Source organism: Pseudomonas sp. LBUM1651 (assembly GCF_059716135.1).
The window spans coordinates 1325044-1349327 of the sequence record NZ_CP166805.1; the positions used below are offsets into that span (position 1 = coordinate 1325044).

19 protein-coding genes and 2 tRNA genes are annotated in these 24284 nt (G+C 60.0%); 4 read left to right on the plus strand and 17 right to left on the minus strand.

Translation table 11 applies throughout. The annotated features are described in order from the left end of the window. Positions 1 to 186 precede the first annotated feature (186 nt). The 4 genes from ACA066_RS06115 to ACA066_RS06130 all read right to left on the minus strand — a co-directional run bounded on the left by ACA066_RS06115 (position 187) and on the right by ACA066_RS06130 (position 4850). Positions 187 to 1479, minus strand: a complete 1293-nt coding sequence (locus ACA066_RS06115) for a virulence factor family protein (RefSeq protein WP_497698519.1) — start codon at positions 1477 to 1479, stop codon at positions 187 to 189. Next, positions 1479 to 4121: a bifunctional lysylphosphatidylglycerol flippase/synthetase MprF gene (mprF, locus tag ACA066_RS06120; RefSeq protein ID WP_497698520.1), complete on the minus strand. Its 2643-nt coding sequence runs from the start codon at positions 4119 to 4121 to the stop codon at positions 1479 to 1481. Before mprF ends, ACA066_RS06115 begins: the two co-directional genes overlap by 1 nt. Positions 4122 to 4399: 278 nt before the next feature. Further along, positions 4400 to 4476 (minus strand) — tRNA-Met (locus tag ACA066_RS06125). A 297-nt stretch (positions 4477 to 4773) separates the two neighbouring features. Next, positions 4774 to 4850, minus strand: a tRNA-Met gene (locus ACA066_RS06130). 301 nt (positions 4851 to 5151) lie between these two features. On the opposite strand from ACA066_RS06130, the gene dinB reads away from it, so the two are divergent. Next, entirely contained in the window at positions 5152 to 6213 is a 1062-nt protein-coding gene (gene dinB, locus ACA066_RS06135; RefSeq protein WP_497698521.1) for a DNA polymerase IV, read from the plus strand. A gap of 117 nt (positions 6214 to 6330) precedes the next feature. Here the strand turns inward: dinB and ACA066_RS06140 are convergent, their stop codons facing one another. The 4 genes from ACA066_RS06140 to ACA066_RS06155 all read right to left on the minus strand — a co-directional run bounded on the left by ACA066_RS06140 (position 6331) and on the right by ACA066_RS06155 (position 11104). After that, entirely contained in the window at positions 6331 to 7284 is a 954-nt protein-coding gene (locus ACA066_RS06140; RefSeq protein WP_497698522.1) for a hypothetical protein, read from the minus strand. A gap of 17 nt (positions 7285 to 7301) precedes the next feature. Continuing rightward, the gene (locus tag ACA066_RS06145) at positions 7302 to 9017 is read right to left on the minus strand and encodes a proline--tRNA ligase (protein ID WP_497402323.1); all 1716 of its coding nucleotides are present in this window, start codon (positions 9015 to 9017) and stop codon (positions 7302 to 7304) included. Between the two features lie 130 nt (positions 9018 to 9147). Next, positions 9148 to 10707, minus strand: coding sequence for an AmpG family muropeptide MFS transporter (locus ACA066_RS06150; protein WP_497698523.1), 1560 nt, complete (start codon positions 10705 to 10707; stop codon positions 9148 to 9150). Positions 10708 to 10750: 43 nt separating this feature from the next. Beyond that, entirely contained in the window at positions 10751 to 11104 is a 354-nt protein-coding gene (locus ACA066_RS06155; RefSeq protein WP_497698524.1) for an MGMT family protein, read from the minus strand. A gap of 252 nt (positions 11105 to 11356) precedes the next feature. Between ACA066_RS06155 and ACA066_RS06160 the strand changes: the two genes are divergently transcribed. Further along, positions 11357 to 12364 (plus strand): DUF481 domain-containing protein, encoded by a 1008-nt coding sequence (locus ACA066_RS06160; RefSeq protein ID WP_497698525.1) that lies wholly within the window; start codon positions 11357 to 11359, stop codon positions 12362 to 12364. A 165-nt stretch (positions 12365 to 12529) separates the two neighbouring features. On the opposite strand, the gene ACA066_RS06165 is transcribed toward ACA066_RS06160, so the two are convergent. Further along, entirely contained in the window at positions 12530 to 12739 is a 210-nt protein-coding gene (locus ACA066_RS06165) for a cold-shock protein (RefSeq protein WP_002554837.1), read from the minus strand. A 354-nt stretch (positions 12740 to 13093) separates the two neighbouring features. Here ACA066_RS06165 and dcd point away from each other — a divergent pair, with 354 nt between their 5' ends. Both dcd and ACA066_RS06175 read left to right on the plus strand, forming a co-directional pair. Continuing rightward, positions 13094 to 13660, plus strand: coding sequence for a dCTP deaminase (dcd, locus tag ACA066_RS06170; RefSeq protein ID WP_007904652.1), 567 nt, complete (start codon positions 13094 to 13096; stop codon positions 13658 to 13660). A gap of 107 nt (positions 13661 to 13767) precedes the next feature. Further along, complete coding sequence (locus tag ACA066_RS06175) at positions 13768 to 13977, plus strand: hypothetical protein (protein WP_017336784.1); 210 nt, start codon at positions 13768 to 13770, stop codon at positions 13975 to 13977. A 116-nt stretch (positions 13978 to 14093) separates the two neighbouring features. Here the strand turns inward: ACA066_RS06175 and ACA066_RS06180 are convergent, their stop codons facing one another. From ACA066_RS06180 to ACA066_RS06215, 8 genes are all read right to left on the minus strand, one after another. Further along, positions 14094 to 14858 carry an ABC transporter ATP-binding protein gene (locus ACA066_RS06180; protein WP_462007233.1) on the minus strand — a complete coding sequence of 255 codons (765 nt, stop codon included), beginning with the start codon at positions 14856 to 14858 and terminating at the stop codon, positions 14094 to 14096. A gap of 13 nt (positions 14859 to 14871) precedes the next feature. Further along, positions 14872 to 15990 (minus strand): succinylglutamate desuccinylase/aspartoacylase family protein, encoded by a 1119-nt coding sequence (locus ACA066_RS06185; protein WP_497698526.1) that lies wholly within the window; start codon positions 15988 to 15990, stop codon positions 14872 to 14874. 26 nt (positions 15991 to 16016) lie between these two features. Then, complete coding sequence (locus ACA066_RS06190) at positions 16017 to 16727, minus strand: ABC transporter permease (RefSeq protein ID WP_497698527.1); 711 nt, start codon at positions 16725 to 16727, stop codon at positions 16017 to 16019. Then, positions 16724 to 17452 carry an ABC transporter permease gene (locus ACA066_RS06195; protein WP_497698528.1) on the minus strand — a complete coding sequence of 243 codons (729 nt, stop codon included), beginning with the start codon at positions 17450 to 17452 and terminating at the stop codon, positions 16724 to 16726. The genes ACA066_RS06190 and ACA066_RS06195 overlap by 4 nt, the downstream gene beginning before the upstream one ends. Positions 17453 to 17508: 56 nt before the next feature. Then, positions 17509 to 18291 carry a transporter substrate-binding domain-containing protein gene (locus tag ACA066_RS06200; protein ID WP_497698529.1) on the minus strand — a complete coding sequence of 261 codons (783 nt, stop codon included), beginning with the start codon at positions 18289 to 18291 and terminating at the stop codon, positions 17509 to 17511. Positions 18292 to 18612: 321 nt separating this feature from the next. Further along, complete coding sequence (locus ACA066_RS06205; protein ID WP_497698530.1) at positions 18613 to 20301, minus strand: ATP-dependent DNA ligase; 1689 nt, start codon at positions 20299 to 20301, stop codon at positions 18613 to 18615. Beyond that, a complete protein-coding gene (locus tag ACA066_RS06210) occupies positions 20298 to 21332 on the minus strand; it encodes a ligase-associated DNA damage response exonuclease (protein ID WP_497698531.1) in 1035 nt (344 codons plus the stop codon). Before ACA066_RS06210 ends, ACA066_RS06205 begins: the two co-directional genes overlap by 4 nt. Positions 21333 to 21587: 255 nt before the next feature. Beyond that, positions 21588 to 24038, minus strand: a complete 2451-nt coding sequence (locus tag ACA066_RS06215; protein WP_497698532.1) for a penicillin acylase family protein — start codon at positions 24036 to 24038, stop codon at positions 21588 to 21590. Positions 24039 to 24284 lie beyond the last annotated feature (246 nt).

A 24284-nucleotide genomic window follows, 5' to 3' on the forward strand; every position in this document is an offset into this window, starting at 1 on the left:
TCTTCGCGAGCAGGCTCGCTCCCACAGGGGAACAGGGGTGTCTGCTGGAATGAAAAAGCCCCCGCAATCATAAGGCTGCGGGGGCTTCACTTGTAGGAGCGAGCTTGCTCGCGATGGTCGTCAACGATAACGCAGCTAGCCTGATACTTCATCGAATCCTCAGGTTTATCGCGAGCAAGCTCGCTCCTACTCAGCCGCCGCCTCCTTCGCTTGACGCTTCTCGATCACATCCACCAACCGCTGGGCCAGTTTCGGGTAGTTTTCGTCGAAGTGGTGGCCGCCGGGCAGTTTGATGGCTTCGCCCACGGCGGTCTTGTCGGTGCAGCCGCTTTCGTCGATTTCCTCTTCACCGAAGATGCACACCACTTTCTCCGGCGGCAGCTTGGCCATTTCCGGGCCGGTGGCGGCTTCTTTGCCGGCGTTGCCGAGCCAGCCTTCGACTTCGATCTCGAAGCTGCCGGTGCGGGCGAAGGCCAGCAGGATGATTGCGTCGACGCGTTGCTGTTCCGATGCTTCCAGGCGGTTGTAGATCGCTGGCAATACGTCGGCACCGAACGAGTAGCCGGTCAGGATGAAGCGCTTGGTGCCCCATTTCTGCCGGTAGTGTTGCATCAGTTCGGCGAGGTCCAGCGCGCTTTGCTCCGGGCTCTTGTGCTGCCAGTAGTAGCGCAGGGTGTCGATGCCGACCACCGGGTAGCCGATCTTGGCCATTTCGCCCGCCACATCGCGGTCCAGGTCGCGCCAGCCGCCGTCGCCGGACAGGAACAGGGTGACGGTGTCCTTGGCCTGGCCGGCCGGGACTTCAACCACTGGAATCTGCAGGCCGCCAGCGGCTTTGTCGCCACCGACGAGGAGCTTGCGCAGTTCGTTGTTCAGCACTTGCGGCAGGTTGATGTCGTAGTCGCTGATGCTGGTTTCGGCGTTGGGTTGGTCGCGCACGAAGCCGGCGCTGGTGTCGTCCGGGTTGTCGTTCCACGCCACCAGCCAGTGACCGTGAGCGGCGCTTTTCGGTAGCAGGTGCGTGCAGCCGGGTTTTTCCAGTGCCAGGTCCACCGAAACCGCCTGGGACTTGTCGTCCTTCTGCTCGGACAACCAGCGCCACGCCAGCACAGCGCCAGGGCCGATGCCGCTGACCAGGGTCGCCGGGCCTTTGAGTTCTCTCAGGCCCGCTTGCAGGGCGCGGCTTTGCAGCAGGCATTCCTTGGGCAGGATCACCTGAACGATCTGCGCCGAGCCGGTGCGGCTGAGGGTCATCAATTGTTTGTCGCTGAGCTTCTGGTCTTCATTGACCGCCACCAGCACCTGGGTGCGTGGCGTGTTGCCGGGGATGACGCGGGTCATCGCGGCGCCGCCGGCCGGTGTCAGCAGTTCGAGGGTCGGTTCTGGTGCCGGGCGTTTGAGGTACCAGTAACCGCCACCGAGAATCAGGGCCAGCACTACCAGAGTGGCCAGTACGTACCGCAAGGAGCGTTGAATCATCAGCGTTTCACCAATCCAGTCAAGCCGCCCGCAATCAGGGCAGCAGTGTCGGCCAGGGCAACCAGCGGATCGAGTCCGGCGGGCACGGCCATATAACGGGGTTCCCAGTCAGGCTGGAACTTGTCTTTGAAGCGGCGCAAGCCTTGGAAGTTGTAGAGCTGCTCTCCACGGCGGAATACCATTGAGCCCAGACGCTGGGTCAGTGGTGCGCCGCGACGGGGTTGCAACCCCGACAACGGCACCATGCCCAGGCTGAAGCGCGCGTATCCATGATTTTTATAATGTTGAATCAGGCCGACCATCATGAACTCCATGGTCAGCTTGGGGGCGTCGGGGTGTGCGCGCATCAGGTCGAGGCTGGCCAGGTCATGGCCGTAAGTCTCGAGCAAATTGGCGAACGCCACCGGGCGTCCTTCAAAACGAATCACCGCGACGCGGAAATGCTTGAGGTAGTCATCACTGAAACGGCCGAGGGAGAAGCCTTTCTCGCGCACGTTCTTGCCGGTCAGCCAGGCATCGGAAATCACCTTGAGCTCATCCATCGGCGCATGTCCCGGCTCATGGATTTCCAGCGACAGGCCATCACGGGTGCCACGGTTCCAGGTGTAGCGCAGGTCTTTCATCTCTTTGCCCTTGGCTTCGAGATCAAAGCGCTGCAGATCGACACGGGCTTCTTCGCCGAGCTTGATCGCGGTCAGGCCGATGTCCATGTAGTACGGCAGGTTTTCCGCGCGGACTTGATAGAACACGGGCCGGGCATGGTGGATGTCACAGAGGTCGCGGAACTGCCAGATCATTTCCGCCCGTGGCTGGGTCGGGCCGATCGGGTCGTACAAGGCCACGAGGCTGCGCCCACGGCGGGCGTACATCAGGAACGCCTCGTCATTGGGGTGAAACAGCAGCGCCTTGTCGCCGGTCAGGGCCAGGCCGCCATCCGGTTGCGCGGAGGCCATCAGGATTTTTACCGCGCGGTCCAGCTCATCCGGTGTGGGCAGGTGGATCACCGGGCGCGCGGTGCGCAGCAGCCAGGTCAGGGACACCACCACCAGCAGCACGGCGGCGCCGAGCAGCGAGCGCAAGCCACGCGGGGCGTCGGCGTCGAGGGTGAACTGCCACCAGAGTTGATGGCTGTACGGAACGTCCTGATAAGCGAACAGCAGCAGCCAGATCGATGCACCGAGCACGCACAGGCTCGACACCAGATACAGCGGCGAGAACGGCAGTTCGGTCAAACGGCTCGGGCGATAGAACGAGCGCCGGAAAACCCCCAGCAGGCTCGCGGTCAGGGTCATCAGGCAGGCTTCTTCCCAGTCGAAGCCTTTGAGCAGCGAGAGCACGGCACCGACCAGCAACAGAATGGTGGTGAGCATCCAGGCGGCCGACAGTCTGCGGCGCAGGCCTTGAGCCAGCAACAGGCAAAGTACACCGACCAGGCTGGCGCCGAAGTGCGAAGCGTCGACCAGTCGATGGGGAATCAGAAAGCCGATGTGTTCCAGGCGCGTATCGATTTCGGGGGTCACGCCGGAGAACAGCAACACCACGCCGGACAGGAACACCAGCACCGCCAGAATCGGCGCGGCCAGACCGGAGGCAGCGCGCAAAGACTGACGGGTCTGAAACAGGCGCTGGCCTTCGTTGATCAGCAGCAGCACGCACGCGACCAGTAGCGGCAGCACCACGTAGATCAGGCGATAGAGCAGCAGCGCGGCGGCCAGCGGTGCAGCGCCGAGTTTGTCGGCGAAGGCGGCCAGCAGAATCGCTTCGAATACCCCGACACCGCCGGGAACATGGCTGAGCACGCCGGCGGCCAACGCAAGCAGGTACACCAGCAGGAACGCGCCGAAGGGCGGCGCTTCCGGCAGCAACAGATAAAGCACGGTCGCGGCAGCTGCGACGTCGAGGGCAGTAATGATCAGTTGCAGGAACGTCAGGCGGCGGCCCGGAAGGCGCAAGGTGCGACGACCGACCTTGACCAGCAGGTTGTCCGGATAAGGCTGCTCCGGCAGACGTCGGCGATAGATGCCGACGGCCAATACGGTAAACAGCAGCAACACCGCAGCGGCAACCGCAGCCAGCAGCATCTGAGAGAGGCCCAGGGCGGCCGAGGCAGCAGGCAGGTTACTGAGCGTCGCGAGGGCAGCCAGCGGGGGCAGGGCGCAGCCGAGCGAGAGGCTGGCGAACAGCGTCATGTGAGCGACTTCCGAAGCCCCCAGACCATGACGTGCATATAAACGATAGCGAACCGAGCCCCCCGAGAGCATCGACAGACCGATGGCATTGCCGATGGCGAATGCAGTGAACCCGCCGAGGGCAAGAATGCGCGGCGCCAGCGTTACGCCGGCATAGCGGCTGGCCGACCATTCGTAGCTGAGCAATATGATGAAGCCGACGACCGTCGCCGCAAGTGCGCCCAGCAGTGCCGGTTTCGGTACTTCAAGAATCGAGTCGTGCAGAGCGTACAGATCGAGTTCGCTCAGCAAGTGGCGACAGGCAATCAGCGCGATCGCGAACAACAGCAGGGTGACCGCCAGACCGATGGGCTGGCGATACTTGCTGACCCGATCAAGCAAGCGCAAACGCTCGGGCTTGATGGGTTGTGTCGCTGTGACAGTGTCTTGTGGATCAGACGAGTTGGCGCGCATCAATCACCTCTTGGATTGTGCGCGACAGGATGGGGGTATCCAGCCAAGTTACCAATCCCTGTAGAAAAAAATAATCACAAATATTAACGCCTCTCACCGTGAAGCGGCGATGGCATGTCATGGGTCGTAGAGGGTTCTGTCTGCGATTCAGCATTGTCTGAACTCACAGCATTGAAGATCCGGAACGCTTCACTACACAGTGACAGGTCATTGTTGCGAAAGGACTTTTTCAACAGATACAAAAAAGGCCACTCTTTCGAGTAGCCTTTTTTGATGTTTGGTTGCGGGAGCCGGATTTGAACCGACGACCTTCGGGTTATGAGCCCGACGAGCTACCAGACTGCTCCATCCCGCGTCTGTGTGGCGGCATTCTATAGAGATACGCCGGTGTGTCAACCGTTAATGCGGAACCCGGTCAAATAAGCGTGAATAAGCGGCGAACGGTCGCAGGGGAGCGTTAAGTTTCGGAATCAGAACGATTTCTCGTCAGGTCTGTAGGAGCGAGCTTGCTCGCGAAAAACTATGGCCACCACGGGGTATCTGATTTCACGCGTTATCGTTCACGACCATCGCGAGCTCGCTCCTACAAGTATTGGTGTTTTCTTCACGCGCACAAAAAAGGCCACTCTTTCGAGTAGCCTTTTTTGATGTTTGGTTGCGGGAGCCGGATTTGAACCGACGACCTTCGGGTTATGAGCCCGACGAGCTACCAGACTGCTCCATCCCGCGTCTGTGTGTCGGCATTCTACAGAGGATCGCCGGGCTGTCAACCTTCAATCGGGATAAAACCTGTTCTGGTTCAATCGCTTAGCTTGAAAGTGCGACGGTGTAATCGGCTGCGAGTCAGGCATGGCAAGGCTTTCAGCTCTATCGTAGGTGGTCTTTCGATTGAGAAAATAAATTCATCCACGACTTTTCCTACGAGCGGGAAAGAACATTCAGACCACTGGTGCTATATACAGGTGTCAGTGAGATACTGCCGATCCGGCCTGCCTTTCCTCCTTTTCTACATCATGAATACCGCTTTCATATGACCCAGCGAAAAATCATCCACGTCGATTGTGACTGCTTCTACGCTGCCATCGAGATGCGTGACGACCCGCGCCTGGCCGGAAAACCGCTGGCGGTGGGCGGGTCGGCGGATCGGCGCGGAGTGATTGCCACCTGCAACTATGAAGCGCGGGCGTATGGCGTGCGTTCGGCGATGTCTTCCGGGCACGCCTTGAAGTTGTGTCCGGACCTGACCATCGTCAAGCCGCGCATGGACGCCTATCGAGAAGCGTCGAAGGAAATTCACACGATCTTTCGCGATTACACCGACCTGATCGAACCGCTTTCCCTAGATGAGGCCTACCTCGATGTGTCGGACAGCGCGTACTTCGGCGGCAGCGCCACTCGGATTGCCCAGGACATCCGCCGACGGGTGTCCAATCAGTTGCATATCACGGTCTCGGCCGGCGTGGCGCCGAACAAGTTCCTGGCCAAGATTGCCAGCGACTGGAAAAAGCCCAATGGTTTGTTCGTCATTACACCGGATCAGGTCGAGGATTTTGTCAGTGGCTTGCCCGTGAGCAAGCTGCACGGCGTGGGCAAAGTAACCGCCGACAAACTGGGCAGGCTCGGCATTGTCGATTGCTCGCATTTGCGCGAATGGGACAAGTTGGCGCTGGTGCGTGAATTCGGCAGCTTTGGCGAGCGATTGTGGAGTCTGGCCCGTGGGATCGATGAGCGGCTGGTGCACAACGACAGTCGGCGGCAATCGATCAGTGTCGAAAACACGTACGACGTGGATCTGCCGGATCTGGTGAGCTGCCTGGATAAATTACCGGAGTTGCTGGAAACCCTGGCGGGCCGCATGGCGCGAATTGACGACAGTTATCGGCCGGGCAAGCCGTTCGTCAAGGTCAAATTCCATGACTTTACCCAGACTACGCTGGAGCAGGCCGGGGCAGGGCGGGATCTTCAGAGTTATAAGCTGTTGCTGACCCAGGCGTTCAATCGCGGCGGGAAGCCGGTGCGGTTGTTGGGGATTGGGGTGCGGTTGGAGGATTTGCGGGGCGGGTTTGAGCAGATGGAGTTGTTTGAGCGGTAGATTTGCGGTGGATGTGAGGCCATACCTATTGTAGGAGCGAGCTTGCTCGCGAAGGTATATCAGGCACATTGCGGTCGACTGACACACCATCGCGAGCAAGCTCGCTCCTGCAAGGGCTTAATTCGGTCCCGGATCCGCCACCAGTCGCCCGGCATCCTTGGTCAACGACTTGAGGAATTCGGTCTGCAGCTCTGGATCGTTGCGAGTCAGCTCGATCAGGCTCTGTTCCAGCTCGCTGGCTTCTTCTTCCAGACCCAGCTCCGACAGACGTTTGACCCGGTGTACCCACTGGCTCACTTCGTCGTCTTCAAGATCGTCGTAAATCAGCCCGTGGGCTTCGAGCAGTTTGCCGCGCAACGAGCTGCTGACTGCCAGGGACGAGTCGCTGTGCACATCGTCCTGACCGTCTTCGACCTTGATCAGCAGCCGGCTGAGGTGATTGATGTCATGTTCGGCGAACGGGCTGTCCAGCAAGTTCAGGCGCAACACACCGTTTTTGTCGGTGCTCAGCTCGAACGTTTCCTTGCCGGCCTTGACCTCCACCGGACGCTCGCTCCACGGCAGGCTCGAGTATTCCGTGCGTTTGTCGAGCTGGACTTCGTCGATACCCGCCAGGTTCTGCTGCGCACGACCGTGAGACGGCGCGTTCATGAACGGGTTGAGCCCGGCGAAACCGTAACTGAACCAGTCCTTGGTCACGCTATCCGGCAAGTTGCCGAGGGTGAACACGTTGACCACGTTCGCGCCGACACCGGCCACCACGGCCACCGCGCCCAGTGGGATCTCGTAGATCTCCCGCCAGGGTTGGTAAGGCGTGTAGCGATCGTAATGCCGCGTGACTTCGAACTCGGTGACTTCGAAGGTCTTCTGCTCGTGGATTTTCACCCGGCGTTGCGGCAGCTCAAGCACCTTGGGCTCACCGACATCGATCTGCAGGCTGTGGTCGAGCAATTTGCGCTCGACACGTTCCTCGTGCTCGCTGCGTTGCGACATGTGATTGGCGCAGCCGCTGACCAGCAGGGTGCCGCACAGGGCGGCACCACCGAGGCCTAAGGTGTTTCGCTTGAACATGACTTCTCTATCTGGTGTCAGCGGCGGATACGGGCCTGGAGGAAGGACAGCACGTCAGCGACCGGCAGCGCTTGCGCCTCGGCCTCGGTGCGGCTCTTGTATTCCAGATTGCCTTCGGCGAGGCCGCGGTCACTGACCACGATCCGGTGAGGAATGCCGATCAGCTCCATGTCCGCGAACTTGATGCCCGGGCTGGTTTTCTTGTCGCGATCGTCCAGTAGCACTTCGAAGCCGGCTGCCGTCAGTTCTGCATACAGCTTGTCGGTGGCTTCGCGAACCTGCTCGTTGTCGTAGCGCAGTGGTACCAGCGCGATCTGGAATGGAGCCAGTGTGTCGCTCCAGATGATCCCGTTCTCGTCGTTGTTCTGCTCGATGGCGGCTGCCACCACGCGGGAAACGCCGATGCCGTAGCAACCCATTTCCAGGGTGACCGGCTTGCCGTTTTCGCCCAGCACTTCGCACTTCATCGCTTTGCTGTACTTGTTGCCCAGCTGGAAGATGTGCCCGACTTCGATGCCGCGCTTGATTTCCAGGGTGCCTTTGCCGTCAGGGCTAGGGTCGCCAGCCACGACGTTACGCAGGTCGGCAACGGTCGGAACTGGCAGGTCACGCTCCCAGTTCACGCCGAAGTAGTGCTTGTCGTCGATGTTCGCACCGATACCGAAGTCGCTCATCAGCTCGACGGAACGGTCGATGATGATCGGCAGCGGCAGGTTCAACGGGCCGAGAGAACCAGCGCCGGCGCCAATCGCGTCACGCAATTCGCTTTCGGAAGCCATGACCAGCGGGCTGGCAACGCCTGGCTGGTTGGAGGCCTTGATTTCGTTCAGCTCGTGGTCGCCACGGATGATCAGGGCAATCAGCTTGCCTTTCTCTTCAGCGTGAACCACCAGGGTCTTGATGGTCTTCTCGATCGGCAGGTTGAAGCCTTCGACCAGTTGCGCGATGGTCTTGGCGTTCGGTGTGTCGACCAGACGCAGCTCTTCGGCCGGGGCGGCGCGCGACGTTTCACGCGGTACGGCCTCGGCTTTCTCGATGTTCGCGGCGTACTCGGAACCGTTGCTGAAGACGATGTCGTCTTCGCCGGATTCGGCCAGTACGTGGAACTCGTGGGAGCCGGCGCCGCCGATGGAGCCGTTGTCGGCTTCAACGGGGCGGAACTTCAGGCCCAGGCGGGTGAACACGTTGCAGTACGCCTGGTGCATGCGGTCGTAGGTGACCTGCAGCGAAGGCTGGTCAGCGTGGAACGAATAGGCGTCCTTCATGATGAATTCGCGGCCGCGCATCAAACCGAAGCGTGGGCGGATTTCGTCGCGGAATTTGGTCTGGATCTGATACAGGTTGATCGGCAGCTGTTTGTAGCTGCTCAACTCGTTGCGCATCAGGTCGGTGATCACTTCTTCGTGGGTCGGGCCGGCGCAGAAGTCACGACCGTGGCGATCCTTGAAGCGCAGCAATTCAGGGCCGTATTCTTCCCAGCGACCGGATTCCTGCCACAGCTCAGCCGGTTGAGTACTCGGCATCAACACTTCGAGAGAGCCCGCGGCGTTCATTTCTTCACGAACGACGGCTTCGACCTTGCGCATCACTCGCAAGCCCATTGGTAGCCAGGTGTACAGGCCCGAGGCGAGTTTGCGGATCATGCCGGCGCGCAGCATCAGCTGATGGCTGATCACGACCGCGTCGGAAGGCGTTTCTTTCTGTGTGGCGAGCAAAAATTGACTGGTGCGCATGGTTGGCCGTTGTCGGTTGCTGATGACGAGAAATGACGGGGCATTGTACGGGCGAGATCTGCTGGCGTACAGGCGCGCGGTCGGTGGTGTGGCAGGAGGGCGGGAATCCCGCCACCCACTGCGATGCTTCCTACGATTCTTCCGCGACCTGGGTCGGAACCGGCTCAGGCCTTGGTGTCGGGCCTTCGCGGCGGTTCTCCTGGAACCAGTGCAGGGCGATCAACAGCAGCGTCGGAACACCCAACAGCGCGGTGATCAGGAAGAAATTGTGATAGCCGAACTTTTCCACCATGACCCCCGAATAGCCACCGATCAGGCGTGGAAGCAAGAGCATGATCGAGCTGAGCAGGGCGTATTGGGTGGCAGAGAACTTGAGGTTGGTCAGGCTCGACAAGTAGGCGACGAACGCCGAGGTCGCCAGGCCCGAGCTGAAGTTGTCCAGGGAAATGGTGCCAATCAGCATGTTCAGGTTCGCCCCCATGTCGGCGAGCATCAGGAACAGCAGATTAGTCCCGGCCGACATGACGCCACCGATGAACAGGATCGGCAGAATGCCGAAGCGCACGATCAGCAGGCCGCCCATGCCGGCGCCGACCAATGTCATGATCAGCCCGAAGATTTTGCTGACGCTGGCAATCTGATCCTTGGTGAAACCCTGGTCGATATAAAACACGTTGGCCATCACGCCCATGACCGTATCTGACATCCGATACGTGGCGATCAGTCCGAGCAGCAATAGTGCCTGCCAGCGGTAACGCAGAATGAAATCGTTGACCGGGGTCAGCACTGGTGCGAGGCCGCGGCGCCCCACAGCCGAAAGGCACACCGCGGTGAGCGTGGTGTAGAGGATCGCCCGCAGGAATGCGCGGTCTTCAAGCAACAGGTCGAGCACGCTCACGCCGTCGAACAGCACGCTGGCGAAATCGGTGTTGTAGAGCTGGGTGAACATCGCGGGAACGGACACCAGCAGCACGATCAGCACGAACACCGAGGCCAGTTGATGCACAAAACTGTAGCGCCCGGCCTGCAGTTGGGTGCGTAGCGGCACTGGCGGTTCACGCATGAAGAAAGAGGTCAGCAACGCCGGGACCATCAGGGCGCCAAACAGCAGATAAGTGCCGGCCCATGCCGAATGCTTGTAGTTGAAACCGGTGGAGCCGAAGCCTTCGGCGAAGAACAGGGCGCCGGCCGTTGCCAGCAGCGCCGCGATCCGATAGCCGGCCATGTAACTGGCGGCGAGGGCAGCCTGGCGAGTATCGTCGGCGATTTCCAGGCGATAGGCGTCGACGGCAATGTCTTGCGTCGCCGAGGCGAAGGCAACAACTACCGCAATGGCGATAAGCCAGGAAAGATGCTTTTGCGGGTCGCAGAAACCCATCCCGACCAGGCCGAGGATCACCAGCGCCTGGGAAAGCACCAGCCACGAGCGTCGGCGACCGAGCTTGCCGAGGAATGGCAGGCGCCATTGGTCGAGCAGCGGCGACCAGACCCATTTAAAGGCGTAGGCCAGGCCGATCAGGCTTGCATAGCCGATGGTTTCGCGAGCCACACCGGCTTCACGCAACCAGACCGAAAGTGTCGAAAACACCAGCATGTAGGGCAGGCCGGCGGCGAAACCGAGCAACAACAGCACAAGTGTTGAAGGGCTGGCATAGGCGGCGAGCGCGGCGCGCCAGGTTTTACGGGGCATGGGCTGAAGTCTGCCTCAAGATTACGGAAACAAAGCGCGCACTCTAACCGCTGTGCTCTACCGGGCGCCAGCCATGGCGCTGAATATCAACACGATTATTCAGGACACTGATGCCTTCGGCGCGTAATCGCGCGCGCTGCTCATCCCCTGAAGGACTGCCCACGGCCAGGCTGATCCGACCGCCGGCACCGAGCACGCGGTGCCAGGGCAGTTTGGTGTCGCCGGGCAACTGGCTCAGGGTACGACCGACCCAGCGCGCCGCGCGGCCCAGTCCTGCCAGCTCGGCAAGCTGACCATAACTCACGACTTTGCCCTCGGGCACCTGGGACAGGGTCAGATAGAGCGCCGTGCGTCGGATTTGCGCGGCACTCTCTGTTTCGGTGGTTGGGTCGGTCACGTCCAGCTTCCTGTAGGAGCGAGCTTGCTCGCGATGGTCGTTAACGATAACGCGGGTTGTCTAAATGCACGCGTTGTTCTGACGTTTTTCGCGAGCAAGCTCGCTCCTACACGGGATTACCGTCTGTAGAGTAAATCTTCGATCGCCCATTGAGAAATGAACTCAATGGAAATAGTCGTGTCAGTCCAAGCTAGGGCCTTATTCCTTCGGATAATGCCGACTTTTTTCGCAAACTTGAGCCTGTATTTGCTTATGGTGTCCAGAACCCTGCTGTGCCTCGCTGTCTTGAGCGCTTCCACGCCCTTGCTCGCCGATACCGTCTGGTTGAAGAACGGTGACAAACTGAGCGGCAAGATCACGCTGTTCGACGGCGGCAAACTGTTGATTCAGACGGAGTACGCCGGCGCGGTGCCTATCGACTGGAAGCAGGTCAAAACCCTGGAAAGCGATCAGGAGTTGCTGGTCAAGCAGGATGCGTACAAAGGCGAGAAGGCCAGGTCGCTGCATGCGGCAGACGACGGCAAGGTGACGCTGGAAAACGGCGAGGCGCCGAAGACGGTCGAGCTGGCGAGTATCCAGCAGATTCTCAAACCCAAACCGGTCGTCGAAGATCTGGTCTGGAAAGGGAATATAGATGCGGCGCTGGATTACCAGCGGGCGGAAAAGGACACCGATGACTACGATATCGACTTCAAGACTTCTGCGCGCCATGGCAGATGGCGTCATATCGCCGAAGGCGAGTACAACCGTGAATTCCAGGATGACGTGGTCGCCAGCGACAACTGGCGGGGCGAATACTCGCTCGACCGATTCCTGACCGAGAAATGGTTTTGGCAGGGTCGCGCGGTCTATAAACGCGACAAGGTTGAAGACCTCTCCCGTCAGCGCACCGTCGGTACCGGTCCGGGTTACCAGTTCTGGGATGACGAGCTAGGCGCATTCTCGCTGGGCTCGCTGGTTAACCGCACCGACTACGAGTTCTCCGACGGCACCAAGGAAAACTTCTATTCCCTGGCGATGAAATGGGATTACAACCGCTACCTGATTGGCAAGAAGGTGGAGTTCTTCACCAATGGCGAAGTGGGCAAGCCGTTGTCGGGCGTGGCGGATTATTCACTCGATGCCGAAATGGGCTTGCGCTACAAAGTGACCGATTGGGCGTCGCTTAACCTGAAAGCCGAGCGAGACATCATCAGCGGTACTGATGATGCGGATCTGGAGAAGACCCGCTACACCGCAGGATTCGGCGTAGCCTGGTAAAGCTTGGTAGATCAAAAGATCGCAGCCTTCGGCAGCTCCTACAGGGATTGACGTAAATTCTGTAGGAGCTGTCGAAGGCTGCGATCTTTTTTGCCCGGTAAAAACACACAGGCACAAAAAAGCCCCGCTTTTAAGGGCGGGGCTTTTTACTAAAGCAAGTACAAGTTAGATAACTTGAACTTCTTCAGCTTGCATGCCTTTCTGACCGCGGGTAGCGATGAAAGAAACCTGTTGGCCTTCTTTCAGGCTTTTGAAGCCGTCGGATTGGATAGCTTTGAAGTGAACGAACAGGTCGTCACCGGATTGTGGAGTGATGAAGCCGAAGCCTTTTTCATCGTTGAACCACTTAACGGTACCAGTTTGGCGATTAGACATGGTGTAACTCCTTGAACAAAGATAACTGCGACGCAGGAAGAACCCTGGCCGAGACTGAGTGCAAAGAGCAGGAAAAATTCTTGTAGATGGTTGGATCGAAATTCAACATATCGTGTAGAGATTCTCAGTGACACAAGCAGCACAGTGGCGCCACCTTAACCCTTTTTCCGGAACGTGCCAATGCTTCCTGCGAAGGTTTCTCTGTTTTCATGACTGACGGTGCATCGTATGGCGGCGAAGCTGCGGAATTTACGGGGGATGGTCGAGAATTGCGCCACGGTCTTTGAACCCGAAGCGCGCGCCCGGTAAGATGCCGGACAGATTTTTTCCACCTCGCTATTCAGGACACCCGCCATGAGCATCAAATCGGACAAGTGGATTCGCCGCATGGCGCAAGAGCACGGCATGATCGAACCGTTCGTCGAGCGCCAGGTGCGCGGCAGCGACGATAGCCGTGTGATCTCCTACGGCGTGTCGAGTTACGGCTACGACGTTCGTTGCACTAATCATTTCAAGGTGTTCACCAACATTAATTCGGCCATCGTCGACCCGAAAAATTTCGATGCCGGCAGCTTCGTCGACATCCACAGCGACGTCTGCATCATCCCGCCGAACTCTTTCGCCCTGGCCAGCACCGTCGAATACTTCCGTATTCCGCGCAACGTATTGACCATCTGCCTGGGCAAAAGCACCTACGCCCGCTGCGGCATCATCGTCAACGTCACCCCGCTTGAGCCTGAGTGGGAGGGGCACGTGACCCTGGAATTCTCGAACACAACTAACCTGCCGGCGAAAATCTATGCCAACGAAGGCGTGGCGCAGATGCTGTTCCTTGAATCCGACGAAGAGTGCGAAGTGTCCTACAAGGACCGTGGCGGCAAGTATCAGGGCCAACGCGGCGTGACCCTGCCACGCACCTGATCGATTCATCTGGCAGGTCGCGGGAATTCTTGAGCGGGTAGACACTCTACTGGGGTGTACTGCCCGGTTCGCGTACAGCGGACGGGGCCAATGCTCAGGAGTGCTTTATGAAGATCGATCCGCGAATAAGTGCCGAACTGGCAAGGCTTGAGCCCAATCAGGTTGGCGTTTTGGCCTGGTCCTTGTTGGCACATCCGCCAATCAGTATGGCGGGGGGCATCCCCGGTCAGCCTGATCCCGATACCCCCAACGAACAACCCACCGAACCTGGTGAGCCGACCCTGCCGGATGAGCCGCCTCCCGCTCCGGTTGCCTGATCGCCGTAGACCTGTAGGAGCAGAGCTTGCTCGCGAATGCGGTGTGTCAGTCCATATCTTCCTTTCCTGACACACCGCCTTCGCGAGCAAGCTCTGCTCCTACAAGGGGCGGGGGCTTACTTGAGGTTGCCGCTGAGGAACTGCTTCAACCGTTCACTCTTCGGATTGCCCAGCACGTCCTCCGGCGCGCCTTCTTCCTCGACCAGCCCCTGGTGCAGAAACAGCACCTGACTAGACACTTTGCGGGCGAAGCTCATTTCGTGGGTGACCATGATCATGGTCCGGCCTTCTTCGGCCAGGCCTTGGATCACCCTGAGCACTTCACCCACCAACTCCGGATCGAGCGCCGAGGTCGGTTCGTCGAACAGCATGACTTCCGGTTCCATGGCCAACGCGCGGGCAATGGCGACCCGTTGTTGCTGACCCCCGGAAAGAAACGCCGGGTACTGGTCCGCCACGCGTGCAGCCAGGCCGACCTTGTCGAGATAACGACGGGCGCGGTCTTCGGCTTCCTGCTTGCTGCAACCCAGCACCCGGCGCGGGGCCATGGTGATGTTTTCCAGCACGGTCATGTGGCTCCACAGGTTGAAGTGCTGGAACACCATGGCCAGGCGGGTGCGAATCCGCTGCAGTTCATCGGCGTCGGCCACGTGCATGCCGTGGCGATCCTTGATCATGCGGATGTTCTGACCGTCCAGGGTCATGGCGCCGTCGTTGGGTTGTTCGAGAAAGTTGATGCAGCGCAGAAAGGTACTTTTACCCGAGCCGCTGGCGCCGATCAAACTGATGACGTCGCCGGTGTTGGCCTTGAGTGAAACGCCTTTGAGCACATGATGATCGCCATAGCTTTTATGCAGGCCTTCGATGGTCAGTTTGTACATGGGGCATGCATCCTCAAGGCGAAAGTAGGTAGCCGCGGCGATAGGCTTCGGTGCCCGCGACATGGGCGATCACCATGCCGGCAGTGGCCATGCGCCGCAGCGAGCGGGCGTACATCAGCCCGGCGACTGTGCAGTGAATGGGGGTGACGCGATCATTGATCGGGTCGATGATTTCGGCGACCAGTTGCCCGGCTTCGAGGTACTCCCCCGGCAGCGCGGTGAACACCAGCAAACCGCCCACGGGCGTGGCCACCGGTTCGACGGCGGCCAGCGGCGTGGCGGGATACGGCAGTTCCGGCAGGGGCGCCGGTTCGCCGGCAATGGCGCCGTAGTGAGTCAGGTAATCGAGCAACGCCTGGCAGTCGAGGCTGGCCAATGGATGATTGACGTCACCCTGGCCGCGCAATTCGACGGTGACCGAGAAGCTACCGAGCGGAATGTCGAAGTGCTCGCCGAAGCGTTCCTGCAACTGCCACCAGAGCAGGGTGAAGCATTCGTCGAACGACCGGCCGCCGGAATCGGTGGCCAGCAGACTCGCTTCGGCACCGATGTAGCGGGCCAACGGCTCGACCTGGGGCCAGGCCTCGGGCGTGGTGTAGAGGTGCGCGACCGCTTCGAAATCGCAATGCAGGTCCAGCACCATGTCCGCATCACAGGCCAGTCGTTGCAGGATCAGGCGCTGGGATTGCAGTTGAGTGCTGGCGGACTGTCGCGCCAGTGCATGACGCAGGGTGCTGCGGATCAGTTCGAGGTTGCGCTGCGGATCGTCGCCGAGCTGACCTTCGATCTCATTGCCGACCTCTTCGCTCAAATCGACGAACCAGCGGTTGAAGTTCTGTCCGCTTTCGAGCTCGTAACGGCCCAGCGGCACATCCATCAGCACTTGTTCGAGGCCGACCGGGTTGGCCACCGGCACCAGCACGATTTCGCTGCGCAGGCGGCCGGCAGCTTCAAGCTCCGCCAGACGCTGTTTGAGGTGCCAGGCGACCAGCATGCCGGGCATTTCATCGGCGTGCAGGGACGCCTGGATGTAGATCTTGCCTTGGGCCGACGTCGGGCCGAAGTGGAAGCTGTGAATCTGTCGTGCGGTCCCCGGCAGCGGGGCCAGCAGGTCATGTATCTGGTGGCGCATTCTTTGTTTCCTGAAGCAGACAAGTCCTAGTGGGTCGGCCCGAGGAACGCCAGCCATCGGCGTTCGGCGAGGCGGAACAGGCCGACCAGCGCAAAGGTAACGGTCAGGTAGATCAGCGCGGCGATGCCGAACGACTGGAAGGTCAGGAAGGTCGCCGAGTTGGCGTCCCGGGCGACTTTCAAGACATCCGGGATGGTCGCGGTGAACGCCACGGTGGTCGAGTGCAGCATCAGAATCACTTCGTTGCTGTAATAAGGCAACGAGCGACGCAGGGCTGAAGGCATGATCACGTAGGCATACAGCTTCCAGCCAGTCAGACCGTAGGCCTTGGCGGCTTCGACTTCACCGTGTGCCATGCTGCGAATCGCCCCAGCGAAAATCTCCGTGGTGTAGGCGCATGTGTTCAGGGCGAAAGCCAGGATGGTGCAGTTCATCGCGTCGCGAAAGAACGCATCGAGTATGGGCTGCTCCCGCACGGCGGCGAGGCTGTAAATGCCGGTGTAACAAATCAGCAACTGGATATACAGCGGCGTCCCGCGGAACAGATAGGTGTAGAACTGCACCGGCCAGCGAATGTAGAAATGCGGCGACACCCGGGCGATGGACAGCGGGATCGACACCAGGAAACCGATGAAGATCGACGCACTGAGCAGCCACAGGGTCATGGCCAGGCCGGTGATGGTGTAACCGTCGGTGTAGAGGAAGGGTTTCCAGTATTCCTGCAGGAGTTCGATCATCGTACGGCCTCTCGGGAACCGGCGGCGTAACGGCGTTCGAGCCAGCGCAGGACGAAGTTGGACGCGCTGGTGATCAGAAGATAGATCAGCGCGGCAAGCACCAGGAAGTAAAACAGTTGATAGGTGCTTTTACCGGCGTCCTGAGCCGCTTTGACCAAGTCAGCGAGGCCGATGATCGACACCAGCGCGGTGGCCTTGAGCATCACCATCCAGTTGTTACCGATGCCCGGCAGGGCAAAGCGCATCATCTGCGGGAACACCACGATACGAAAACGCTGGCCACGTTTGAGACCATACGCAGTGGCGGCTTCGACCTGACCCCGGGGGACCGCGAGGATCGCGCCACGGAAAGTTTCGGTGAAGTACGCGCCATAAATGAAGCCCAGGGTGATGACCCCGGCGCTGAACGGGTTGATCTCGATGTATTCCCATTCCATGAAATCGGTAAACGACGTCAGCCAGGTTTGCAGGCTGTAGAAGATCAACAGCATCAGCACCAGGTCCGGCACGCCGCGGATCAGCGTGGTGTAGAGCTGGGCTGGTACGCGCACCAGTTTGACTTTTGACAGCTTGGCACTGGCGCCGAGCAGGCCGAGCAATACGGCCAGCAAAAGTGACAACACCGACAATTTGATGGTCATCCAGGTGCCTTCCATCAGCAACGGACCGAAGCCCTTGAGGCTGAAGGCAGATAGCCCCAGGCTTTGTAATAGGTTTTCGAACATAAATCAGCAACCTGATCGGATGAAAAAAGCGCCCATCGTGAGATGGGCGCCGGGCATTATTTGCCGCTGTACAGATTCAGATCGCCAAAGTGTTTCTTCTGAATGGTGGCGTAGGTGCCATCGTCGTGTAACGCTTTGATACCTTTATTCAAAAGTTCTTTGAGGTCTTTGTTACCTTTAGAGATACCGATCGCTGTTTTGGACGGCAGCAATTCGCTGTCGACCGGCTTGCTGACTTCGTAGCCCTCGCCTTTAGGCGACTTCAAAAAGCCCAGTTCAGCTTGCAGCATGTCCTGGATCGCCCCGTCGAGGCGACCGGACATCAAGTCTGAATACACCTGGTCCTGGTTCTGATAGGCCTGGGTTTTCACGCCAGCCTTGTCCAGTACGGCCTTGGCGTAGGCTTCCTGAATGGTGCCTTGCTCGTAGCCTACGGTCTTGCCCTTCAATGAAGCGACGTCTTCGGTCAGGCCGGAGCCTTTCTTGAACACATAAGCGGTTGGGCCGGAGAACAGCTCGTCGGAGAAGTCGATGACTTTTTCGCGGGCCGGGGTGACGGTCATCGAAGAGATTACACCGTCGAATTTATTGGCCTTCAGGCCTGGGATCATGCCGTCGAAATCGCTTTCGACCCATTTGCACTTGACCTTCAGCTCGGCGCAGATCGCGTTCCCCAGATCGATGTCGAAGCCGACCAGGCTACCGTCGGCCGCTTTCGACTCGAACGGAGCATAGGAAGGGTCAACGCCAAAACGCAGTTCTTTGTACTCCTTGGCCAACGCGGAGCCGGCAGCCATGCACAACGCCAGTGCAGAAAGGGTCAGCAATGCTTTTTTCATTATTCAAATCCCTAAGAACCAATATGAGCGCTTGTGGCGCAGAAATTATTGTTACTGGAACGCGTAAGACCTAATGAAAGTAGCAATTTCCGAACCAGAGTGCCGAACAAGCGTTTTAAAAGGTGATTCAGGAAATGGCTGGGCGGGATTTATGCACGAAAACGGGCGTCGGTAAATGACTGCACCTGTATCGAGCATATGCACATGCTTTTGTAGGAGCTGGCTTGCCAGCGAAGAATCTGAAAGCACCGCGTTTCTTCAGGAAAAGCGCGTCATCGTTGACGTCCATCGCTGGCAAGCCAGCTCCTACAGGAGATCGTGTTAACCCAGCAAATCCTGCAGGGTTCCAAGATTGTCAGCTTCTTCCACCGATTTATCCTGCCGCCACCGCAGCATCCGCGGAAACCGCACCGCTATCCCGCTCTTGTGCCGCTTCGACAGAGCAATCCCTTCAAACCCCAATTCAAACACCAGGCTCGGTTTCACGCTGCTGACCGGTCCAAATTTTTCGACGGTAGTCTTGCGCACAATGCTGTCAACCTCGCGCATCTCTGCGTCGGTGAGCCCCGAATAGGCCTTGGCGAACGGCACCAAGGTGCGTTCGCTGGCGTCGGACGGGCCGTCCCACACGGCGAAGGTGTAATCGCTGTAGAGACTGGCCCGGCGGCCATGCCCGCGCTGCGCATAGATCAGCACCGCGTCGACGCTGAACGGGTCGACTTTCCATTTCCACCAGACGCCCATGTCTTTGGTACGGCCAACCCCATACAGGGCGTCGCGGGCCTTGAGCATCATGCCTTCGACGCCCAGGCTGCGGGAGGCTTCCCGTTGGCGGGCGAGGTCGAACCAGTCTTCACCGGTGAGCACGGGGGAGGGCAGTAACACCGGGTTGTTGCAGTGTGCGATGACGTGTTCCAGTTGGGTGCGACGCCTGGCTTGAGGCTGGTTGCGCCAGTCTTCGCCCGCCCACTCCAGCAAGTCATAGGCGAGGACAACCACCGGTACTTCATCGAGGATTTTCTTGCCCAGGGTTTTACGGCCGATCCGCTGTTGCAGCAGGGCGAACGGTTGCACCGCGGGCGGCATTGGCGCCCGTGGATCGAAGGCATCTTCGGTATCCGGTGGCGCGGTTTTCCACGCAACGATTTCACCGTCGATCACCGTGCCGTCGGGCAGGCCGTGGACCAGGCTGTCGAGTTCGGGAAAGCGTTCGGTGACCAACTCTTCACCGCGCGACCAGATCCACAGTCGGCCGTCGCGCTTGACCACTTGGGCACGGATGCCGTCCCACTTCCATTCCACTTGCCAGTGGCTGGCCGGGCCGAGCAAGCCTTCGAACTGTTCGACCGGTTGCGACAGTGCATGTGCCAGAAAAAACGGATACGGCTGACCGCCGCGCTGAGCATGTTCGTCCGACGATTCGGCGGCGATCAGTTTCAGGTAACTGGCCGCGCTCGGGCGATTGGACAGGTCGGTGTAACCCACCAGCCGCTGGGCCACGCGTTTGCTGTCGAGCTGCGCCATGGCCGCCAGGGCTCGAGTCACCAACAATTTTGAGACGCCGACGCGGAAACTGCCGGTGATCAGTTTGATGCAGAGCATCAGGCTGGGGCGGTCCAGTTGCGACCAGAGTCCGGGCAACTGTTCGGCGAGCACTTCGGGAGATTCGCCGCGCAACGGCAGCAGTTTTTCCTCGATCCACACCGCCAATCCGTCGGTGGAACGGTGGGGCGTTTCGGGCAGTACCAGCGAGATGGTTTCCGCCAGATCGCCGACCGCCTGATAACTCTCCTCGAACAACCACGGCGACAGGCCGGAATACGCCACGGCCAGTTCACGCAGGATGCGCACCGGCACCAGTTGGCGAGGGCGTCCGCCGGACAGAAAGTACACCGCCCATGCGGCGTCTTCCGGCGCGGCCTGGGCGAAGTAATGTTGCATCGCCGCCAGTTTGGCGTTGCTCGAGGTCGTGGCATCCAGTTCCGCATACAACTCGGCGAAGGCCTTCATGGCAGCACCTCGGCGCTCTCGGGCTCGGTGGTTGCGATGTCTTCTTCATCGTCGCCGTATTCGGTGTTGAACCCTTGGGCATCCAGACCTTGTTCGCGCAAATGGCGCACCAGGACCGCCACCGAACCGTGGGTGACCATGACGCGCTCGGCACCGGTCTGCTCGATCGCCCAAAGCAAGCCCGGCCAGTCGGCGTGGTCGGATAACACGAAGCCACGGTCCACACCGCGCCGCCGCCGTGTGCCGCGCAAACGCATCCAGCCGCTGGCAAAGCCATCGCTGTAGTCACCGAAGCGCCGCATCCAGGTGCTGCCGCCAGCGGAAGGCGGGGCCAGGATGAGCGCCTTGCGCATGATCGGGTCGCTCTTGTTTACGTCACCGGCGTAGATCGTCGGCGGTAAATAAACGCCGCTTTCGCGATACACCCGGTTGAGTGGCTCGACGGCACCTTGCACCAGAATGGGACCGAGGCTGGCGTCGATGCCGTGGAGAATCCGCTGTGCTTTGCCGAAGGAATAGCAGAACAGCACGCTGGCCTTGTCTTCGGCGGCGTTGGCCTGCCACCACTGATTGATCTCGGCAAAGACTTGCGCCTGGGGTTGCCAGCGATAAATCGGCAGACCGAAGGTCGATTCGGTGATGAAGGTGTGGCAACGCACCGGTTCGAACGGCGCGCACGTGCCGTCGGGCTCGATCTTGTAATCCCCCGAGGCGACCCAGACTTCGCCGCCGTATTCCAGGCGCACCTGCGCCGAGCCGAGCACATGGCCGGCGGGATGGAAACTCAGGGTGACGCCGTGGTGCAGCAACCGTTCGCCGTACGCCAGGGTTTGCAGATTGATGTCCTGACCCAGTCGCGCGCGCAAAATCCCTTCGCCGGGCGCGGCCGCCAGATAGTGCTGGTTGCCGCCTCGGGCATGGTCGCCGTGGGCGTGGGTGATGACCGAACGCTCTACCGGCCGCCACGGGTCGATATAAAAATCGCCGGCGGGGCAGTACAAACCTTCGGGACGCGCGATAACAAGATCCATGTTGTTACCAAAATGGAGGGACTTGTTAGCTATGAGGTTTGGGCGAGGTCAGAAGTTCTATCGAAATTTCACGGGCAAACGACATTCCAATGTGGGAGCGACCTGTGGCGAGGGGGCTTGCCCCCGTTCGGTTCCGAAGCAGTCGTAAAACCCGACGACGTGGTTTGGCTGAAAGAATTCTGGGGCCGCTTCGCGACCCAACGGGGGCAAGCCCCCTCGCCACAGGGCGCTCCCACGGTGGGCGAGTGGTGAACCTTATTTTCCGGGTGTCAGGGTCAATCGCTTGGTCCCGTATACCTTGTCGTAGTTCTGCGGCTGCATCGGCAAACTCACGTATTGCCCTTTGAGCCACGGCTCCACGCTGTCGAGGTAGTTCGGGCTGGCCGGATTACCGGACTGACCGGTGCCGTTCTGGCCCATCAGCGGTTCGGCCTGGCCGAAGTCGACGATGAAGCGCATGGCCGGTGCCAGCGTGGTGTTGAAATCCTGGCCCCAGGCGAACGCCGAGGTGTTCAGCGTGGTGTGATCGCCCCCGGCCGCGAGCGGACCGCGCACGGTCTGGCCACTGGCATTCTTCCACTCATAACGGTGCAATTTGCCCCACTGCCAGGCTTTGTGGTCGCCGCCCAACTGGCTGTCGCCGGCGGTAATGGCGGCTGCAAGGCTTCGGGCGAGGATCGCCGGTTTGTCTTCTTTCTGCGGCGTGCGCGCGTCATCCCAGAACGGGCTGTCTTCACGGCCCAGCAGGTGATCGGCCTGGGCCGCGTAGGACAACTTACCGTTGGCGATAAAGGCTTTCCACGCCGGGCTGCTTTCCGGGCCCAGTTCGTCGAGGAAAATCTGTTTGGTGCTTTCCTGCAGGAACAACTCGTAAATCGCCGCATCGGCGGAGGTCGGGGCGAGTTTGCCGTCGAACGCCTTCAGGCGGGTAAACGCTTCGTGAGCCTTGCCGCGATCAGCGACTGGCAGCGCCTCGATAGCCTGCTTCAGCGGCTGGGCCATGCCCGGTGCTTCAAACATCTTTTTCAGTTTGGCGGCGAACGTAGTGGTCTGATCGTATTGCATAGCGATCACACTGCGCGTGTCGTGTTTGCCCACACCAGCCAGTTCGGCCATGCGCTCGCCACGCTCCGGTGCCGACCAGGAATTGGACAACTGCATGCCGTAACCACGGGGAATGACCCGCTGGTTGGCGGTGCCGAGCCAGCCTTGCGCCGGGTCCTGATCGTACGGGTGCAGCATCGGGTCGGCGTAACCGTCCCAGTCGTAACGACCTTCCCAACCCGGCGACGGCAGCAGGCCTTCGCCTTCGCGGCGGTTCGGGTAACGGCCGGTGACTTGCCAGCCGATGTTGCTGGCGTCGGCGAAGACCAGGTTCAGCGTGATCGCGCGAATTTCACGGCTGGCGTCCGAGGCTTTCTCGACGTTCTGCGCACGGGACAGGTCGAAAAACGCGTCCAGTGATTTGTCATCGGTGAAGTTCGGTGTCTGCAATGCCAAACCCAGGCCGTTATCCAACGCTGTGCCTTTGGCGCTGTTGAGCAGCGGTCCGTGGCGGGTTTCGTACACCGCTTCGCGAATCGGCCGCTGGCCTTTGACGAAATAGGTTTCGTTGCGAACGATAGCCGGCTGCCATTTACCGCCGATTTCGTAGGAAAGCCCGCTGCCCTGGCGTTTGATCTTTTCCAGGAACAGGTCCTGGTTGTCGCCCATGACCGAGGTCATGCTCCACGCCACTTTGCCGTTGAAGCCGCCCAGCACCATCGGCAAACCGGCGATGGTTACGCCGGACGCTTGATATTTCGGCGTACGAATCTGCACGTAACTGAACAACGACGGCACGCCCAGCGGCCCATGGCTGTCGCTGGCCAGCAGGCTTTTACCGCTGCGGCTGCGTTGCGGGGCGATCGCCCAGTTGTTCGATGACGTGGCGCCCAGCAGATTCAGATCGGACAGTTGACCGGTGGCCTTGCTGATTTCGGCGAGCCCCGGAATCGCCCCGTTCAGCTTGACGCCCTGAAGTTTTTCAGCCTCGGCCACCGGCAGTTTTTCGTCGGGAGCGGACGGTGTCAGCCAGGCGAGCTTGTCGGTGGTGAGCGTCTGCGCGAGCACCAGCGAGGAAATTTCCTCGGGCAGGTTCGCCGATTGGCTGAAATTCAGCAGGCAGAAAATCAGCGCCGAATCTTCCGGTTTCCAGTACTCGGGTTTGTAGCCGGTGGCCGCAAGGTCTGCCGGGAGTTTGTCGCGGTAGCGGAACAGGTAGGCGTTGACCCCGCGGGCATAGACTTCGAAGAAGCGTTTAAGGCGCGGCGACGAGGCTTTGTACAGCTCGGCGGCGCTTTTCTTCAGGTTGACGGCGCGCATGTAGCGGTCGGCGTCCAGCAGGTCCGAGCCGGACATCTCCGACAACCGGCCTTGGGCCAGCAGGCGCAGGGTGACCATTTGCGTGATGCGGTCGCTCGCGTGCACGTAACCGAGGGTGAACAGTGCGTCGTGGAACGTGCTGCTTTCGATCAACGGCATGCCCATGGCATTGCGGCGCACCGAAACGTTCTGCGCCAGACCCTTGAGCGGCTGCACGCCGGTAGTCGGCGGAAGGGTGTCCTGGGTGTTCCAGGTCTGACAACCGGTCAGGCTCAAAACACCGGCCACTGCTGCGGCAACGCCGAACCGGGGAAGAAAATGTGTAAGGGCTGGCGAGGCCATGGCAAAGCTCCTGCGGGGGTAGAGGCGCAATAAAGGCGCTACGTTAGAGAGCAGGAGGTGGCCGCGCAAGCGGGGTATGGGGTTATTTCAGGATTTGTCTGATAAACCGAGGTCAGCGATGTCCCTGTGGCGAGGGGGCTTGCCCCCGTTGGAGTGCGCAGCACTCCCAATCCAGGCACCATGTTTCAACTGAGGGTATGCGGTGTCTGGATTGCGACTGCTGCGCAGCCGAGCGGGAGCAAGCTC

Bases quoted from the DNA above. Each gene is read 5' to 3' on its own strand.
- ACA066_RS06215 (WP_497698532.1), bottom strand. From the start codon at position 24,038: ATGGCCTCGCCAGCCCTTACACATTTTCTTCCCCGGTTCGGCGTTGCC.
- ACA066_RS06185 (WP_497698526.1), bottom strand. From the start codon at position 15,990: ATGCGCCACCAGATACATGACCTGCTGGCCCCGCTGCCGGGGACCGCA.
- ACA066_RS06210 (WP_497698531.1), bottom strand. From the start codon at position 21,332: ATGGATCTTGTTATCGCGCGTCCCGAAGGTTTGTACTGCCCCGCCGGC.
- mprF (WP_497698520.1), bottom strand. From the start codon at position 4,121: ATGCGCGCCAACTCGTCTGATCCACAAGACACTGTCACAGCGACACAA.
- dinB (WP_497698521.1), top strand. From the start codon at position 5,152: ATGACCCAGCGAAAAATCATCCACGTCGATTGTGACTGCTTCTACGCT.
- ACA066_RS06115 (WP_497698519.1), bottom strand. From the start codon at position 1,479: ATGATTCAACGCTCCTTGCGGTACGTACTGGCCACTCTGGTAGTGCTG.
- dcd (WP_007904652.1), top strand. From the start codon at position 13,094: ATGAGCATCAAATCGGACAAGTGGATTCGCCGCATGGCGCAAGAGCAC.
- ACA066_RS06180 (WP_462007233.1), bottom strand. From the start codon at position 14,858: ATGTACAAACTGACCATCGAAGGCCTGCATAAAAGCTATGGCGATCAT.
- ACA066_RS06160 (WP_497698525.1), top strand. From the start codon at position 11,357: ATGGTGTCCAGAACCCTGCTGTGCCTCGCTGTCTTGAGCGCTTCCACG.
- ACA066_RS06165 (WP_002554837.1), bottom strand. From the start codon at position 12,739: ATGTCTAATCGCCAAACTGGTACCGTTAAGTGGTTCAACGATGAAAAA.
- ACA066_RS06205 (WP_497698530.1), bottom strand. From the start codon at position 20,301: ATGAAGGCCTTCGCCGAGTTGTATGCGGAACTGGATGCCACGACCTCG.
- ACA066_RS06175 (WP_017336784.1), top strand. From the start codon at position 13,768: ATGAAGATCGATCCGCGAATAAGTGCCGAACTGGCAAGGCTTGAGCCC.
- ACA066_RS06190 (WP_497698527.1), bottom strand. From the start codon at position 16,727: ATGATCGAACTCCTGCAGGAATACTGGAAACCCTTCCTCTACACCGAC.
- ACA066_RS06145 (WP_497402323.1), bottom strand. From the start codon at position 9,017: ATGCGCACCAGTCAATTTTTGCTCGCCACACAGAAAGAAACGCCTTCC.
- ACA066_RS06150 (WP_497698523.1), bottom strand. From the start codon at position 10,707: ATGCCCCGTAAAACCTGGCGCGCCGCGCTCGCCGCCTATGCCAGCCCT.
- ACA066_RS06195 (WP_497698528.1), bottom strand. From the start codon at position 17,452: ATGTTCGAAAACCTATTACAAAGCCTGGGGCTATCTGCCTTCAGCCTC.
- ACA066_RS06200 (WP_497698529.1), bottom strand. From the start codon at position 18,291: ATGAAAAAAGCATTGCTGACCCTTTCTGCACTGGCGTTGTGCATGGCT.
- ACA066_RS06140 (WP_497698522.1), bottom strand. From the start codon at position 7,284: ATGTTCAAGCGAAACACCTTAGGCCTCGGTGGTGCCGCCCTGTGCGGC.